A 16,388-nucleotide genomic window follows, 5' to 3' on the forward strand; every position below is an offset into this window, starting at 1 on the left:
CGGGTCAGGGCTGCTTGTCCGAGACCGGTTGCTCCCGCTCTCACTGACAAAAAGCGGCTCCGTTCATGCGTCGAGCTCGATGGCCTGTTCATCATCACTTCCAAAGACGTGAACGCTGTCATTCGGGAATGAAATCTGCAGCTCCTGATTGCGCTCCAGCGGCACCTGGCGAGGCAGCTGCACCGTCAGCTTCTCGCCGTTGGCCAGTTGCGTATAGATGTAGGTGACCGAACCGAGCTGCTCGAAATTGTTCACCCGGACGGCGATGTCGCCGACACCGCTGGTCGAAACCTCGATTTCCTCCGGCCGGATGCCAACGCTGACACCACGGTCGGTTTGCGGTTTCACCGGGCGGATTGCTCGCGAATGGCCGCAATCGAGCACGAGCTGTGTCTCCCCCGCGGTTGTGATCCGCCCGTCGAGGAAGTTCATCCGTGGCGCGCCGATAAACCCGGCGACGAACTTGTTTGCCGGCTCGTTGTAGAGATCGAGCGGCTTGCCAACCTGCTCAACGCGCCCGTCTCGCAGCACCACGATGCGGTCGGCCATGGTCATGGCCTCGATCTGGTCGTGGGTGACGTAGATCATCGTATTGCCGAGGTCGGCATGCAGGTTGGAAATCTCGACCCGCATCTGCATCCGGAGCTCGGCATCGAGATTGGAAAGCGGCTCGTCGAAGAGAAAGACCACCGGCTCGCGCACGATGGCGCGTCCAATGGCGACACGCTGGCGCTGCCCACCAGAGAGCTGGCCCGGGCGACGGTCGAGAAGCTCCTCGATCTGCAGCATCGCCGCCACGTCGCGCATGCGACGGTCGATCTCCTTCTTGGGCATACGAGTGTTTTCCAGCCCGAAGGTGAGGTTCCTGCGCACCGACATATGCGGGTAGAGCGCATAGGACTGGAACACCATCGACAGGCCGCGTTCGGATGACGGCACGTCGTTGACCCGGCTTCCGTTGATCAGGATATCGCCGCTGGTGGGGTCTTCGAGCCCGGCGATCAGCCGCAAAAGCGTGGACTTGCCGCAGCCTGAGGGGCCGACGAAGACGATGAATTCACCGTCCTCGATCTCAAGATCGACTCCGTGGATGACCGGAGTGGCGCCGAAGGACTTCCGGATTTCACGGAGTTCGAGTGTCGGCGTCGCCGTGACCGTCACTTGAGCCCCGTGCTGGCGATGCCGGTGGTGATGAAGCGTTGCAGATAAACGAAGATCAACGTGACCGGGATGAGCGATACGACGGTCATCGCGAGGATGTAGTGGAAATCGGAGTCGAACTCCCCGGAGAAGGTGGTCAGGCCGATCTGGATCGTATGCTTGGTCGGATCGGTGATCAGCACGATCAGCGGCCACAGGAAATCGTTCCAGCGCCAGATCACCGAGAGGATCGCCAGCACGGCCAGCGCGGGGGCAGACAACGGGATAATGATCCGCCAGAAGATGCGCCACTCGGAGGCCGCGTCCATCCGGGCTGCCTCGAGCAGCTCGTCCGGTATCGTCAGCATATATTGCCGCAAAAGGAATACACCGGTCGGTGTCGCCGCAGCGGGAATGATCACTCCCCAGAGAGAGCCGAAGATGCCGAGGGTCCAGACGACAAAGAATGTCGAGACGAGAATAATCGTGCCGGGCACCAACAGCGTGGCGATGATCAGCAACATGATCGTCAATCGGCCGCGGAAGCGATATTTGGACAAGGCAAAGGCGGCCATGGCGTTGATAATCAGGGTGATTATCGTCGCCGCAGCGGTCACGAAGACGCTGTTGAACAGGTAGGTGAGGAAGTGAAAATTCTCCTGGCCGTTCCGCCTCAGGATGGGGTCGAGATAGTTCTCGACGGCAATTCGGACTTCTTCGACCGGTGCCAGCGAGCGGCGTGACACCTGGAAGATTGACTCCGGGTCATCGACCGCCGCGACGTCGGTCTGACTCCGGGTGGGGCCCGTCTTGAATACCTGGCCCGACTCGCCATCCGGCAATTCCGCTTGGTAGATGTACTTCTCGCCGTATCCCTCGATGTCCTTCTGCACTTGCGCCAGCGGAACGAGCCGCATGTCGAAACTGTCGACGGCACGCTCCGGCTTGACGGAGGTAAGGAAGGTCCACATCACGGGGATGAGGATGATGAGCACGCCAAGGCCCAGATAACAGTAAGCCAGCACGTCGGTGACACCGATCCGGCCGCTGCCGTCGGCGCTACCTGCTGTTCGGGTGAGGAAACGGACAATCCTCATCATGGCTCACATCTCTGATTGGCGGCGCGTCAAGACGAGCTGCCCGAGCGCAAAGATCGCAATGGCAGCCGCCATCAGAACCGAACTGGCCGAGGCGATACCGTAGTCGGGCTGCTCGGTGCCGAACGCGGTCTCGTAGATGTTCTGAACGATCATCTGTGTTTCGCGACCGGGCCCGCCACCGGTGAGCAGATAGGATTCATCGAAAATCTGGAAACTGCGGATCAGTGAGAGCACCAGCACCACCAGGATCGTCGGCATGACGAGCGGCACGGTGATCCGGGTGAATACGCGGAAGGGCCGGGTGCCGTCCATGCGGGCCGCTTCATAGAGATCGGCCGGAATGGCCTGCAGGCCGGCCAGCAGGATCAGCATGAAAAAGCCCGCATGCGACCAGGTGTAGACAAAGACAAGCCAGAAGAACGGCCAGCCGGTGTTCGGCGTGACCAGCCAGTTGATCGAGCGGAATCGGCCGAAATCAAAAACCGAATCGAACTGAATGGTCAGCAGCAGCGCAACCGAAACGAGGCAACAGACCCAGACGGCAATACGCGTGCGCGGGTCAGCGCGCGAGGCCAACCACAGCAGCACGAGCACGAGTGCGAGGCCAAGGAACGCCGTCGCGTACTGGACATCGGGAAGCACAAAGACGGCGACGTCCGACCACAGCACCACGAGGAAGAAGAAGAAGGCGAAGACGCAAGCCCAAGCCAGCGAAGGGTCACGGTTTGCCGGCAGGGTTCGCGCGGCGGTCACCAGCAGGATGACCGCGAGGATCACCGTGACTGTGAGATTGAAGTAGGTGGTGGCCGATAGCGCATTGATCGTCCCGGTCGCCATGTCGAGCGAGTGGTTGAGCACGCCGCGCCGGTCCAGGACCCAACCCCAGATATTGGCGATGACGACCGGCGAGAGCATCACCGGATAGAAGAACATCGCCCGCCAGAATCCTCGCCCGGCCATGGCGCGATTGACCACGATCGCCGTCATTAGCGAGACGACCAGCAGCACGGGCACCTGGATCAACACGAAGAGGATCGTGTTGAACATCCCGTTCCAGAAGGCATAGCCTTCGACCGAGCAGGTCCGGGGGCTGAAGATGGTCTCGCATTCAAAGATCCGGGCGTAATTCTCCCAACCGACGAAGGGTCGATTGTGGAGCAGGATCGATTCGCCGCTCGTCATCGAGACGTAGAAATTCAGGATCAGCGGGACAAAGGTGAAGAGGCCGAAGATGATCATGTTCGGCATCAACAGCATGAAGGGTACGCCCTGGCGCCCCCAGAGGCGCTGGGCGTACTCCACCGGGAACCCGGCCAGATCCACGAGAAATTCGGGGATCCGTGTCAGCCGGTAGGAGCGGTGGGTCAGCAGCCACAGGCTGCCGCCACCGATCCACAACAGCCCGAGAACGGCGAGGCCGATGCCTGCGGGGCTCATCCTTTTTCCGCTTCGCGCCGCCGCTCGACGGTAACCCGACCCGCAATCAGTTGGCGATCTCTTCGCGGATGTTGTCGAGTGCCTCGTCCAACGTCAGATCACCGTTCATGACCTCGGGGAGGTACTTGATGGTCGCGTTGAACATCACCGTATTGCGCGGGTCACCCTGGGCGCGGAAGGCCTGTGGCGTATCGACGGCCGCCTGCCCAACCATCTGGGCGAAGAGGTTGAGGCCTTCCTCCACCGCCTCGGAGGCGCCGGCGCCCGCGTAGTCGAGGCCGGCCTGCTGCAACTCGGTATGGGCCGGGATCTGGAAAGTGCGCGCGTAGTACTCTCCGGCGATGTCTGTCTGGGCCATCCAGTCGATGAAGGCGGCAACTTCCTCCGGATGTTCGGTGGCGGCAAAGGCAACCAGGCCGGAGCCGCCAGGCATGACGCCGCAGCCCGCCGGGCCACACGGGACAGGTACCACGCTCCAGTCGAACGCGTCGCCCACGGTGTCCGCAACGTTGCCGATGTTCCACGAACCGGACATGTAGAACGCCACTTCCTCGCCGAAGAACAGTTCATTGCCATTGGCATAAGTCTGCCCACCGGCCGCCGGCCAGATGTCGGGCGGCATCAAGCCCGAGGCATGCCAGTCGATCATACGCTCGGCGAAGTCGATGAAGCCTTCATCGACAGCGAAATTGCCGGCGTCGTCGAAGTATTTTGCCCCATACGACATGGCGGGGCCTGCGAAGCGGTGGCCGGAGCGATCCATGACCATGCCGGCATAGAGGTCGAGATTGTCCTGCACGTCGGCTGCGGCGTCGGCCCACTCGTCCCAGCTCGCACCGGGAGCCGGCAGCTCGACGCCCGCTTCCTCGAAGAGGGTCCGGTTCACGTAAGGCCCGGTAACCGTCATTTCCGTGTGCCAGCCATGGATCCCGTCGGGTTTGCCGGCGCGATACCAGGGCAGAACGCTGCCGTAGGCCGCTTCCCAATAACCGGCATCTACGTATGGCGTTATGTCGAGGTAGAAGGGGTTGAGCCCGCCGATGCTGGTGATCGTGGCCATGTCGGGACCGGTGCCGGCCTCGAGCTGAACCGGCAGTTGGTCACGGATCACATTGTAACCCACCTGGTTCATATTGATGGTGACGTCCGGCGCGACCTCCTTGTAGCGCTCGATCAGTTCCGTCCAGACAGCGATCTTGGAGTCCTCGCCGCTGACCATGAATTCAAGTTCGACGGCCTGTGCTGCCCCTGCGGCAAAAACCGCGAACGCCGACAAAGCGCCCAGCGCATTTTTTGTCATCATCGATTTACGCATAGTCCTCTTCCTCCCCTTGGATTGACGACCTGTCTCGCCTTTCGTTTCTTCAGCTTCCGAGCCTATCAGATCGATCCCGCGCCGACATCGCGATCCCATTGCTCCGCTCGTCACAGCGCCGGATCGATCTTGCCGGCGCGCTCTGGTGGGCGCAAATCGTCAGCTCGGAACACGTCGTTCGCTATCGCCGCAGCCGTTTGGCCGATCAGGCTCGGTACGACGGCAAAGCCCCAGCCCCGCCTCAGGCAGACAACGCTCGCCACGGTTTCCTCCCTGAATCGCTTGCTTTCGACGGTTGTTCCGTCGCTGGACCATTGCCAGCCAAGGTAAACTTTTCAGTAAAATCGCGCAACCGATCAGCGCGTGCTTTGACGCCATTTGATCTGAGGGTGGAGCAGAATCGTCTTTGCCAGGCTGCGTCCGTCCAGCCGCTCCATCAGGAGGTCGACCGCTGCCGTCCCAGCGACATCAGGGGCAAGCCGCACGCTCGACAGGGGCGGATGCAGAAATTCCGAGGCTGGATTGTCATTGAAGCCGACAACCGCGATGTCTTCGGGCGTCCGCCACCCCTTCTCCGCGATTGCCTTGTAGGCGCCGATTGCCATGTTGTCGGTGCAGGCGACGATGACGTCGGGCGGAGCCCCCGATTCCAGCAGGTTCATCGCGTTCTCGTAGCCGAGATCGATTGTCGACCCTTCGACCGAGACGAGAGAGGGCGAATGGACATCCCGTTCCTTCGTCCAGCCTACGAAGGCGGCATGCCGGGTTTCCAGCAGGCTCGCTTCCTTGTTCTTCGCCGCGCCGCCAATGAAACCGAGGCGCCGGTAGCCCTTTTGCCAAAGGCTGTCGAGCAGCGAGTTGATGGCAGCCAACATATCGTGGCGCACGCTATCGAGCGCGCCGGCCGGGGGTATCGGATCGATGAGAACAACCCGGTCCTGGGTGTCCTCGAGCTTCTTCTGCACAGCGCTTGACGTCGGTCCGATGACCACCGCGCCAGTGCCCTTTCGCCGAAGCATCCCGTCCAGCGCACCGGAGTCCTGGGTGATCATGACGTTCAAGCCGAGCGTGAAGCACCTCTGCTCGATTCCAAGCCGCAGGCCGGCATAGTAGGGATCCTCCAGTTCGTCGCCGAGGAACTCCCCGACAAGGACCGCGACGCGGCGCCCGACCGGTGTCTGTCTGCCGCGCGCACGCCGCGGCGTATATTTCAATTCGCTGGCAACGGCCAGAATGACCCGGCGGGTCTCCGCCGATACGGAAAGCAGAGGATCTTCATTAAGAACCCGCGACACGGTGGTGTTCGATACCCCAACGGCCTCGGCAATATCCTTCAGCTTGACCATGTGATGCCTGCCAATCCGCTTAATTCGGATCGAGGCAACATTTACTAAATTCTGTTCAACGTAAAGGCGGTGTCCCTCATCCGAAGGCCGACGCACGCCGGTCGATGTGATCCGGCGCGTCTGAAATGTGCCGGATTGCCGTCATGTTCATGCATCGTGCTGGATTGCCCGATCCAGTCGGGTTTTCACCCCGGCCCGGACCAATGACGAGACATGCGGCTCGGCCTATGCCTCTTTCAGGCCGAGCGTGGGAATGCCCTGCTCGGCCCCGTAATACTTGTAGGGTAGGAACTTGCCGGACATCTTGATGGCGACGCGGTCACCCTTGGGATCGGCGAGCCGTTCCATATCGAAATCGAAGTCGATCGCCGACATGATGCCGTCACCGAACTCTTCCTCGATCAGCGCTTTCCACGCCGGTCCGTTGATCATCACCAGCTCATAGAAGCGGTAGATGAGCGGGTCGGTCGGCGGCATCGGTACACCTGCACCGCGCATCGGCACCTCGTTCAGCATCCTTTCTTCAGATTCGTTTAGTCCGAACAGGTCGGCGGCCGCTTTCGCCAGCGGCTTGACCAGCTTGTGCTGACCGAGCAGCGCTCCGACGACGAGGACCGGACTCATGCCACCGATTTCGTCGGTGACGTATTTCCACGTCCAGCCCTTCTCGCGCTTGATGTCGAGAATCTTTTCCGTCAGCTCTTCTCTTGTCATGAGGCACTCCTTGTTCGTGGCGTCTGTAAGGGGATCGGCTACTCGGCAGCGGTGGCCGCTGCTGGTGTCCGGGCGGTCTGGGAGGTGGCGTCGCTCGACTGCAATTCGCGGCGCGCCAGCATGTGGATGCGGGGTGCATTGATGGCATCGACCGCGATAAGTCGGCCAGCACGGTAGTAGCGCATGCCGAAGCTACCGGATGCCGGGTCGCCTTCGATCTCTGCGTCGTCATAGCCCGCGGAAAGGCCGGCGATCTGGAGCTTGGCGTCGTATTGATCGGACCAGAACCATGGTACGGGATCGTAAGGTTCCGTCTCGCCAAGCATGGTGCCGGCAACCGCCTTGGCCTGATCGATGGCGTTCTGCACGCTCTCCAGCCGGATGGTCCGGCGGTAGCGCGCCGCGGGAAACGCGGTGCAGTCGCCGGCCGCGTAAATGCGGGCGGCGGACGTTCGGCCGAAAGCGTCGACCGATATGCCGTTGTCGATGGCCAGGCCGGCCGCCTCAGCCAGATCTGTCACCGGCTCGGCGCCGACTGCGACGAGCACGAGATCGGCAGGTATCTCGGTCCCGTCAGCAAGAACCGCCGCGCTCACATGTCCGGTTCCGGCAAGGTGCGAGACGCTTCGCTCCAGCAGAAGAGTCACGCCGTTCTCCCGGTGGAGGGTCTGGAAGTAGGCGGAGATTTCCGGGGCGACGGAGCGTTCCATGATCCGTGGCCGCGCCTCGATGACGCTGACGGTTTTGCCGAGTTTGGCGGCGACGGCGGCAAACTCCATGCCGACATAGCCGCCGCCGAGGATCACGATCCTTTCCGCTTCCTGTAAGGCGGCGCGGATCGCGGCGACATCGGCGATCGTCCTCAGCGAAAAGACGCCGTCCAGGTCGACCCCCCGCAATGGGATGCGACGCGCGCGCGTGCCGGTCGTAAGCAAGAGCGAGGCATAGGCCAGGATCGATCCGTCGGACAGCGCGATGCATCGTCCAGCGGGATCGATCGAAACGACTTTTGCGTTGGTCCGCAGATCGATGGCGGCGGTGTCGAAATAGGCTTTCGATCTGAAGAACAGGCGCTCTTCATCCATCTCGCCCTGCAGATAGGCTTTGGACAGCGGGGGGCGTTGATAAGGAAGGAACGGTTCCTCCCCCATCATCACCAGATCGCCGTCGTAGCCTTTCTGCCGCAAGGTCTCGGCGGCCTTGATGCCGGCCTGACCCGCGCCGACGATTACGAAAGGAGGCTTCATTCCGCCGTTGTCCCCGAGAGGGTGAGATTGCAGTTTGGGCGCAGGGCACGGCGCGCAATGGCGGCGCCATGCCCGATTCGCGGCCGGCGGTTAGTAGGGCGGGCCTTCCTCGATCGGCAGATCGGGGTTGCGAGACCACTCGTTCCAGGAGCCGAAATAGATCTTGACGTCCTTCACGCCGGCTTCCTTGAGTGCCAGATAGGTGTTCGACGCGCGGGCTCCCTTGAAGCAGTAGAGCGCAACCGGGGTATCCGGGGTGATGCCGACCGTCGCGCACTCGGCGAGCACTTCCTCGCCGCTCTTGATCATCGGGCCGGAAGGCGTTGGCTTCATCATGCGGTACCACTCGATCCACCGGGCGCCGGGGATACGGCCCTTCCGCGGGCAGAAATCCTTGCCGTAAGGTGACGAGCTTTCGGCAATCCACTCGTCGATATCGCGGACGTCGAGCTTGACGATCGACGGATCCTTGACCGCAGCGAGCATAGCGGCCGCATCCATCATCAGGTCGCTTCCGGTTTCCGAAATGGGGAACGACTTCGGTTCCGGAACCGCGGCTTCGGTCGAAACTGGAAAGCCGGCTGCCGTCCAGGCGGCGAAGCCGCCGTGCAGGACTTTGATCTTGGGGTAGCCCAGGTACTGAAGCAGGAAGTAGCCCCGGCAAGATTGACCGAAGCCGGTATTCATCGACTGCTCGTAGAGGACCGCGGTCTCCTCGCCAGACAAGCCGACCGCGCCGAATTCGTCTGCGAAGCGCTCCCGCAGTTCGACAATGCCCTCGGGCGACGAGGTCGCAAGATAGGTGAAGATGTCGTGGAGATTCACGGCACCGGGAATATGTCCGGCGGCGAAGGACTCTGGGTCACGCGTGTCGATGATGACACACGGTGTGGTCTCCATCATCGCCTCAAGCTCAGTCGGTGAGATCAAGCTTGCGTAACGCATTGCTATTCTCCTTGTGACGCGGTTGCTGGGAAGGAATGCGCCTACCAAGGCGCTCCGTGGCTACGCCGCACCGAAGTCGGCGAGCATCTTGCGCAGTTGCTTGGTTGCCGGGGTGACGATCGCGACGAAGTAGGCTTCGCGCAGCCGGCGTTGGGCAGCGCCCCGCCTGACGTAGCCGCGCGCGCCGCAATGGAGCATGGCGTTATGGGCGGCGGCGACAGAGGCCTCACCCGCGGCCAGGCGCGCCTTGATCACCCTTACGAAATACGCATCCGACCGGTCGAACGGCGTTTTGGCGAGATCGAAGACCTCGTCTTGCAGTGCGGCCAGCGTCTCGCGGAAGTCGGAGGGCTGATCGGGAAGGAAGCAATTGACGTGGCTGAGCGAGTTGCCGACCCCCTCCATCAGATCGATGCAATTTCGTATGAGGCCAAAGGCCATGCCGGCCTGAAGCAGTATGAAGCCGGCTCTGATCTTCGGGATGTAGTCGGTGATCGGGTCCGCCAGGACATGGTCGTCTGGGATGAAGGCCTGGCGAAACTGGATGGCGAAGGTGCGGGTGCCGTCGAGCGCGACGAAATCGTCGTTGGCTATGATCTTGACGCCGTCGGCGCCACAATCGGCGACGGCCATGACCATTGCGTCATCTTCTTGGGGCAGGGAAAAGACAATGCCGAAATAGTGGTCGTCGCCGAGGTTGGAGACCCAGGGCAGCGCTCCGGTCACGGAGAAGCCGCCGGGCACCCTTTCGGCCTTCAGTTTCAGCCTTTCGATGCCGAACAGGGTCTTCATCGGATTGGAAAGGCCGGTACCGCCCAGCGCTTCGCCGGTCAGGACCTTTGAGCCGATAGTCGCTTTCAGCGTCTGGTTTTCGCTGGAGGCGATGTACCAGGCGAGCGCGTTCTGGCACCACATACAGAACGCCGTCGACAAACAATGCTCGCCGACAGCGGACATGGCGCGTACGGCGCTTTCGATGTCGATCTCGCCGCCGGTCGTCATCGGCGCATGGGCCGAATAGGCACCGGCCGCGCCGGCGGCGCGCATGAAGTCCTCGGGATAGTGGCCCTTCTGGTCGATATCCTGAACCAGCGGCGCGAGGTCGCTTTGCGCCAGTCGGGCGATCCGCTCGATCATCGTTTCCGGTTCTGGTTCCGCAATGACGGATGGGCGTAGCTGCGTCTCTATATTCATTGCCGGAGCTCCCAAGCGATTTGCCCTCGCGGGTTGGAAGTCCGCCTCCGAGGGGAGGCGGACCCTGTCCGTCAGGCGGACGTGACGACCATGTTCACCGGGCGTGAGAAGGTGTTGAACACCGGCGACCACTTGCTGACGTGATCGATCAACGCGTCGATCTCGTCCTGCGGCGCGTCGGCGTCCATACGCACGATGATCCGCACATCGGTGAAGCCGACCGGTTTCTCGCTGACATCGCCGGTGCCCCAGACGGCGGTGATGTTGAGATCGCCCTCCAATTCGACCTCGAGCGAGTTAATGGTGATGCCGCGATGAATGGCGTTGGCGTGCAGGCCGACGGCGATGCAGGAGCCAAGGGCGGCCAGCGATGCTTCCGATGGGTTCGGCGCCGTATCGTCGCCGAGCAAACCCGGCGGTTCGTCGACGATGTACGGCTCCAGATCGCGAATGTAGTTGGCATGGCGGAAACGACCTTCCGCAACCGTCTTGCATTTCAGCGTCTTGACGGCCTGCGGGTTCGCTTTGCCCTTGGCGATCAGGTCATCGAGTCCGCCCTTGTCGATCGGCGCAAGACAGCCGGTCAACACGGTCGCAGGTTGGCTGGACATTTCACTCTCCTTGTGTTGCGGCCGCGCTGCTCACGGCCATCGGGGTTAATCGTCGCGGTGCCAACTGAGGCGCGCGATGGCCTGCTGGCAGAGGAAGTCGAGGCAAAAGCCGATGACGCCGATGATGACGACGGTTGCCGCCAGCCGGTCGTATTCGAGGGTGTCGCGGGCATCGTTGATGGCGTAGCCGAGCCCTGACGTGACGCCGAGATATTCGGCCGGGACGAGCACGATCCACGCGACGCCGACGGCCAGACGGATTCCGGTCAGGATGTCCTGGGAGATCGCCGGGAGGATAATCGTCAGAAGCATGTGCCAGGGGCGGGCGCCGAGATTGCGGGCGACCTTGAACCAGGCCGGGTCGACCCGGCGGAGACCAGCGGCGGTCGAAAACAGGATCGGCCAGACCGCGGCGATACCGATCAGGAAGACGATCGCGCCGTCCCATGTGGCGAAGGCCATCACCGCGATCGGCATCCATGACAGTGGCGAGATCATCCGCAGGAATTGAAAAGGGATGTTCGTCAGCTTGCGGGCGGGTGCGAACCAGCCGACGATAATGCCGAGCGGCACCCCGATGGCGATCGCCCACACCATCCCCCACGCGATGCGATAAAGGCTCGGCCAGGTCATATCGAAGGTCTCGCCGCTCGCCAGCATGTCGCCGAGGCGAGCCAGCGCCGGACCAGGTGCAAAATCCGCGAACGCGAACAGGTCCGGATCAGATTCGACCAGCCGACCGCCCAGCCACCAGAGCGCCAGGAGCAGCGCCATGCCGGCAACCGCATAGCCGAGATTATCGGCGAAGCCGGGTATGCGCGACCCCGAATCGCCCGAGGGCACTATCGGGTCGCCGGCGTCGCTCAGCGCCACCGCAGGCGCGGGCTGCGGTGGCGGTTGGTCGTCCAGAGCCGGTGAGGCGCGGGTCAAAGCTCCAGCACCTCTTCACGATCGAACGGATTGTCGGGGTTGACGGACGGGTCGTCCATCCAGGCCGGGTTTTGCTCGAGCGCCGACCGCACGAAGCTGCGTTCCACGAGATCGTCGGCGACGAAGAACGGATCGAGATCGGCGAGGAAACCCGTGTCGCCGCCAACGACCGTCTGCTTCATCTGGTCGACGGTCAGCCGGGTTGCGGACGGGTAGGGCCAGGGCTGGAAATCGATCCGGCCGTTGCCCCAGGTATCGACATGCTGGACCGCGCCGCTCTCGCGGTATGAATCGAGGTCGTATTCGGTCATGGCGCGGGTGACGACCGGCGCCGGCGCGGGAAGGTATCCTTCGCCGTCCTTGGAAATGATCTCGGCCACTTCCGCCTTGTTGCCGGACGCGTAGATCGCGCCGCGGACAACGGCGTTGACCACTTTTTGCGTCCACTCCGGCCGGGCCTGGGTGGCTTCCTCGTGCATGCACAGCACGCAGCAGGGATGGTTCTTCCAGATGTCGCCGGTGAAGCGCAGCATGCGCGCGCCAGCCTTCATTTCGCCGAGGGCGTTGAAAGGTTCGGCGACGATGTACGCGTCGAGTTTTCTGGCGGCGAGAGCCGCCGGCATTTCCGGCGGCGGCAGGACCTGCAGGTTGCACTCATCCGCCGCCAGCGCTTCGCCGGTCGCCTTGATCACCGGTTTGACGCCGGAGTTCCGCAGCGCGTACTGCAGCACGATGTTGTGCATGGAATACCAGAAGGGCACGGCGACCTGCTTGCCGCCCAGCTGGGAGAAGTCTTCGATATCGGTGTGACGACCGACGACCAGACCCGAGCCGTTGGTGTGGGCCCAGGCCATGACCTTGACCGGAAACCCGTTGTTGTACCGCATCCATATCGGGATCGGATTGAGGAAGTGGACAACGTTGAACTTGTTGGAAACGAAGCCTTCGATCAGCGGTGACCAGCCGCGGATCAGGGTCGGTCGTTCCGCTTCGAGCCCCTCGTCGGCGAAGAAGCCCTTGGCGTGGGCGACCAGTAGCGCGGTCGCATCGGTGATGGGCAGGTAGCCGATCCGGACGACTTCATCGTCCTGCGCATAGGACATCTGCGGCAGGCTGGACAGGAGGCCGGCGAGCGACGCGAACAGGCCGCCCTTCGCCATCATGCTCAGGAGCTGCCGGCGGGAATAATCGCCGGCATAAGCCTCGTGGGCCCATCTTTGCAGCGCCCAGTCGTACTCGGCGGTCTGCAGGCTCTTCAGGTAATCTTTCTGGTGACGACTCATGATCTGATCTCTTCCGCTGATTTGCGATTTCGGATTCAGTTGACGCTTCGGATTGCCGGCGCTTCACGGTCGCCCTCGTTACGGGGCTGCCGGTTTGCCCCGAACACAATTCTGTTGGCCATTGCGATACCGGCCGCGTCCTCGTAGGCGGCGGCGAGCCGGTCGCGTGTCTCCGCGAACTCCGCGTTTGCGGGGCTGCGATCGCGCCCCATCGGAATGGCCACCTCCTCATGAAGGCGCCCGGGATCGGCGCGCAGAACAAACACCCGATCGGCCATCGCGATGGCCTCGTTGAGATCGTGAGTCACAAGGATCAGCGTGATCCCCAGCTCCGACACGATGCGCCGGATGTCGCGTTGCAACGCATGCCGGGTGAAGGCGTCTAGTGCCGACAGCGGTTCGTCCAGCAACAGGATCTGCGGGCTGAGCGCCAGTGAGCGGGCCAGAGCCACGCGTTGCTGCTGGCCGCCGGACAGGTCCTGGACATTGCGCTTGGCATAAGCGCCGAGCTCGACCAGATCGAGCAGCTCGGCGACCCGCGTTTTAATCTCGTGCTTGCGGCCGTTGAACTTGAGGCCGAGCGCCACGTTCTGCGCGACCGACATCCACGGATAGAGGCTCGGGGCCTGGAACATCATGACCCGGCTGGGGCTTGGGCCCGTTACCGGCGCCCCGTCGATGAAGACCCTGCCCTGGCTCGGATGCGTCAAGCCGGACAGGATGTGCAGAAGCGTGGACTTGCCGCAGCCTGAGCGGCCGATCAGGGCAATAGCTTCGCTGGGCTGGATCTCGAGCTCGATCTCGGACAACGCCATCGTCGCCCCGCGCCGATAGGTATGAGAGATCCCCTCAGCCTTGATGTGCGCGCCTTTCATCATCCCCACTCCGCAGAAAACAAACCGTTCTGTTTTCAACCGAGCAAGAAGCACGTCCCGTGCCAGTTCGACGAATGAGACGCCCCGCTTTGAATCTTAATGGAGAATCGATTTTTCGGAGAGATCAGGAGACGCGCTGCAGTGCACAAAAACACGGACAATCTGGTGGACTCTGCGCCCATTTAGTGGGCGCGTGTACTCCGTGTGCACCCATGCCCGACGATCATCGCTGCAATGGCCCGAATTGCATTCGCGGATCAGCCGGTGTAGGACAGATACAGATCTGTAGCCTCTTTGGAGGTCGACGTGGAAGCTCTGATCGATGGAGACCACAGCGCTGATGCGCGCGGCGCGGCGCGCGAGAGGCTCCTTCTGGCGGCGTCCGATCTGTTCTGCCGTCACGGCATCAACGCGACCGGCGTGGACACCGTCGTCGCCGCCGCCGGGACCGCCAAGACCACGCTGTACAAAGCCTACGGCTCCAAGGATGGCCTCGTGGAGGCGGTTCTCGAACACGAGGGGGAGCTGTGGCGCAGCTGGTTCGTCAACGAGGTCGATTCGATATCGGGTGACGCCACCAACAAGCTGGTGCATTTGTTCGACGTTCTGAAGAAGTGGTTCTCGGAGGAAAACTTCTTTGGCTGCCCCTTCATCAACGCCGTCGGGGAGCATGACAAGGACGACGACCGGCTGAGGGGCATTGCCCTCAAACACAAGTCCATCGTTTTGGACAAGATCCGGAGCCTGGCTCAGGACGCGCGACCGCAAGACCCGGAAGGCCTGACCCATGAATTGGCTCTGCTGATCGATGGGGCCATCGTCGCCGCCTTGATCACGAGAGATCCGAATGTGGCCGATCACGCGCGGAACGCGGCGTCGCGGATCCTGATGAAGTAAGCTGCCCGCCGCCGGCAGATGCGCCGCTCGGTTATCTCGAACGGGATCCGCTCTGTACTCAGCTCTCGATAGGCACATTCCGAGCCATGCCTTCAATCTGCAGGGAGAGCTATTCGGCGGCTGGCTCACTGATACCAAACTACTAAACGAGCATATGCGCTAGCCGATTTTTGCTTTTTCTGGGTTGAGATCGACTACAAATCCAACCGGATGCATCATGCACGATAATTCCACGATGCCGGCGCTAAAATGGAAATAAAATTTCTTTTTTATTTTCTTTTCGACTGAATTCGATGTCTGCGAATCGTAAGATAAATGGATTAGTTTTCAGCTAAGTTGCGAAGGTGTTCTTCTAGACGCATTTTGAGCCTCATCGCTAATTCGTTGCTTGGGTCAATTTTTAGTGCCATTTCATAATCGTTCGTGGCTCGCTCGAAATCCCCCAGCAACGCATACGCGCGACCTCGGGTGCTGTAAGCATCAGCAAATTGAGGTGCAATGGAGATAGCCTTATTTAGGTCATCTATTGACATAATAGCCGCGTCATTATTGTTTTGTAGGAGGAGCGCTACGCCGCGCCCAAAATAAAGATCGGGATTAGCGCCGTCCAATTCGATTGCAGTGTCGAAATCGTCAACCGCTAGAGCAAATTGTCTAGAGGTTATATTTATTTCACCTCGCTGATGATACGGCTCCACCCACTGAGGTGCGAGACTTATTGCCTTGGTGAAGTCGTCCCGCGCCTTGTCTGTATTCTGCTCCGACTCACGGAAAACTAAGCCTCTACCCAGAAATGCTTCCGCTGAAGTGGGATCGGTGTCGATAACCTGACTGAAGGCGTTCAACGCTTGGGCGTAATATTGCTCAGCTGCGTCGGCGTCGCCGGAGCGAAGACTCGAACGCGCCTCACTCAAAGCGTTTTGCGCAACAGCTAACAAGCCGATTTCGTCGCGAGCCGAATTGACAGGGCGATCCGTTTGTTTCTCTGCGACGAGAACACAGCAGTCGTATCTCATCGAATGCGTTGGCTGCCGGCCAGTCTCGGATACGGAATCGACCGCAATCTTATCGATCTCACGGCTAGAACCATTGTCTTTTGGATTGGTGAGCCAAGACTCCACAGGCGCCGCCTCCACTGGGAATATAGTAGGAGTGATTAGATAGGTGAGCGATAAACACAGAAGTAATCTACGCACTACTCGCGACCAGCCGGAGAGGGCGCCATCGTAAACCTGCGCAATGTTGTTTATATTGACAAAAGGTGTCGCCAGGAATTGTACTGGATTGCTGAGATACTTTGGCAAATCGACCTAACCTCTTCGGGAAGTAACCACGGTTCAATGAAATTTAGTCG

At 61.3% G+C, this 16,388-nt stretch carries 16 protein-coding genes; 1 reads left to right on the top strand and 15 read right to left on the bottom strand.

Translation table 11 applies throughout. From position 1 onward, the window contains the following. Positions 1 to 63: 63 nt before the first annotated feature. The 14 genes from ACO076_RS07530 to ACO076_RS07595 all read right to left on the bottom strand — a co-directional run bounded on the left by ACO076_RS07530 (position 64) and on the right by ACO076_RS07595 (position 14,191). Positions 64 to 1,161: an ABC transporter ATP-binding protein gene (locus tag ACO076_RS07530; RefSeq protein ID WP_421726105.1), complete on the bottom strand. Its 1,098-nt coding sequence runs from the start codon at positions 1,159 to 1,161 to the stop codon at positions 64 to 66. Then, the gene (locus ACO076_RS07535; protein WP_421726691.1) at positions 1,158 to 2,237 is read right to left on the bottom strand and encodes a carbohydrate ABC transporter permease; all 1,080 of its coding nucleotides are present in this window, start codon (positions 2,235 to 2,237) and stop codon (positions 1,158 to 1,160) included. The genes ACO076_RS07530 and ACO076_RS07535 overlap by 4 nt, the downstream gene beginning before the upstream one ends. A 6-nt stretch (positions 2,238 to 2,243) precedes the next feature. Next, the gene (locus tag ACO076_RS07540; protein WP_421726106.1) at positions 2,244 to 3,677 is read right to left on the bottom strand and encodes a carbohydrate ABC transporter permease; all 1,434 of its coding nucleotides are present in this window, start codon (positions 3,675 to 3,677) and stop codon (positions 2,244 to 2,246) included. Between the two features lie 46 nt (positions 3,678 to 3,723). Beyond that, on the bottom strand, positions 3,724 to 4,980 hold the full coding sequence (locus ACO076_RS07545) for an ABC transporter substrate-binding protein (protein ID WP_421726107.1): 1,257 nt from the start codon (positions 4,978 to 4,980) through the stop codon (positions 3,724 to 3,726). 122 nt (positions 4,981 to 5,102) lie between these two features. After that, positions 5,103 to 5,255 (bottom strand): hypothetical protein, encoded by a 153-nt coding sequence (locus ACO076_RS07550; protein WP_421726108.1) that lies wholly within the window; start codon positions 5,253 to 5,255, stop codon positions 5,103 to 5,105. Between the two features lie 93 nt (positions 5,256 to 5,348). Beyond that, the gene (locus tag ACO076_RS07555; RefSeq protein ID WP_421726109.1) at positions 5,349 to 6,338 is read right to left on the bottom strand and encodes a LacI family DNA-binding transcriptional regulator; all 990 of its coding nucleotides are present in this window, start codon (positions 6,336 to 6,338) and stop codon (positions 5,349 to 5,351) included. A gap of 225 nt (positions 6,339 to 6,563) precedes the next feature. After that, a complete protein-coding gene (gene cynS / locus ACO076_RS07560) occupies positions 6,564 to 7,052 on the bottom strand; it encodes a cyanase (protein ID WP_421726110.1) in 489 nt (162 codons plus the stop codon). 38 nt (positions 7,053 to 7,090) lie between these two features. Beyond that, positions 7,091 to 8,299, bottom strand: a complete 1,209-nt coding sequence (locus tag ACO076_RS07565; RefSeq protein WP_421726111.1) for an NAD(P)/FAD-dependent oxidoreductase — start codon at positions 8,297 to 8,299, stop codon at positions 7,091 to 7,093. A gap of 90 nt (positions 8,300 to 8,389) precedes the next feature. Continuing rightward, on the bottom strand, positions 8,390 to 9,244 hold the full coding sequence (locus ACO076_RS07570; RefSeq protein ID WP_421726112.1) for a sulfurtransferase: 855 nt from the start codon (positions 9,242 to 9,244) through the stop codon (positions 8,390 to 8,392). 60 nt (positions 9,245 to 9,304) lie between these two features. After that, entirely contained in the window at positions 9,305 to 10,438 is a 1,134-nt protein-coding gene (locus tag ACO076_RS07575) for an acyl-CoA dehydrogenase family protein (RefSeq protein WP_421726113.1), read from the bottom strand. 71 nt (positions 10,439 to 10,509) lie between these two features. After that, the gene (locus ACO076_RS07580) at positions 10,510 to 11,049 is read right to left on the bottom strand and encodes an OsmC family protein (protein WP_421726114.1); all 540 of its coding nucleotides are present in this window, start codon (positions 11,047 to 11,049) and stop codon (positions 10,510 to 10,512) included. Positions 11,050 to 11,094: 45 nt separating this feature from the next. Next, positions 11,095 to 11,865, bottom strand: coding sequence for an ABC transporter permease (locus ACO076_RS07585; RefSeq protein ID WP_421726692.1), 771 nt, complete (start codon positions 11,863 to 11,865; stop codon positions 11,095 to 11,097). A gap of 110 nt (positions 11,866 to 11,975) precedes the next feature. After that, positions 11,976 to 13,262: an ABC transporter substrate-binding protein gene (locus ACO076_RS07590; RefSeq protein WP_421726115.1), complete on the bottom strand. Its 1,287-nt coding sequence runs from the start codon at positions 13,260 to 13,262 to the stop codon at positions 11,976 to 11,978. Between the two features lie 35 nt (positions 13,263 to 13,297). Beyond that, the gene (locus ACO076_RS07595; protein ID WP_421726116.1) at positions 13,298 to 14,191 is read right to left on the bottom strand and encodes an ABC transporter ATP-binding protein; all 894 of its coding nucleotides are present in this window, start codon (positions 14,189 to 14,191) and stop codon (positions 13,298 to 13,300) included. A gap of 252 nt (positions 14,192 to 14,443) precedes the next feature. Here ACO076_RS07595 and ACO076_RS07600 point away from each other — a divergent pair, with 252 nt between their 5' ends. Further along, positions 14,444 to 15,034: a TetR/AcrR family transcriptional regulator gene (locus tag ACO076_RS07600; RefSeq protein ID WP_421726117.1), complete on the top strand. Its 591-nt coding sequence runs from the start codon at positions 14,444 to 14,446 to the stop codon at positions 15,032 to 15,034. A gap of 320 nt (positions 15,035 to 15,354) precedes the next feature. On the opposite strand, the gene ACO076_RS07605 is transcribed toward ACO076_RS07600, so the two are convergent. Next, entirely contained in the window at positions 15,355 to 16,338 is a 984-nt protein-coding gene (locus ACO076_RS07605) for a tetratricopeptide repeat protein (RefSeq protein WP_421726118.1), read from the bottom strand. Positions 16,339 to 16,388 lie beyond the last annotated feature (50 nt).

The organism is Bauldia sp., assembly GCF_965232525.1.
Lineage (GTDB): Bacteria > Pseudomonadota > Alphaproteobacteria > Rhizobiales > Kaistiaceae > Bauldia.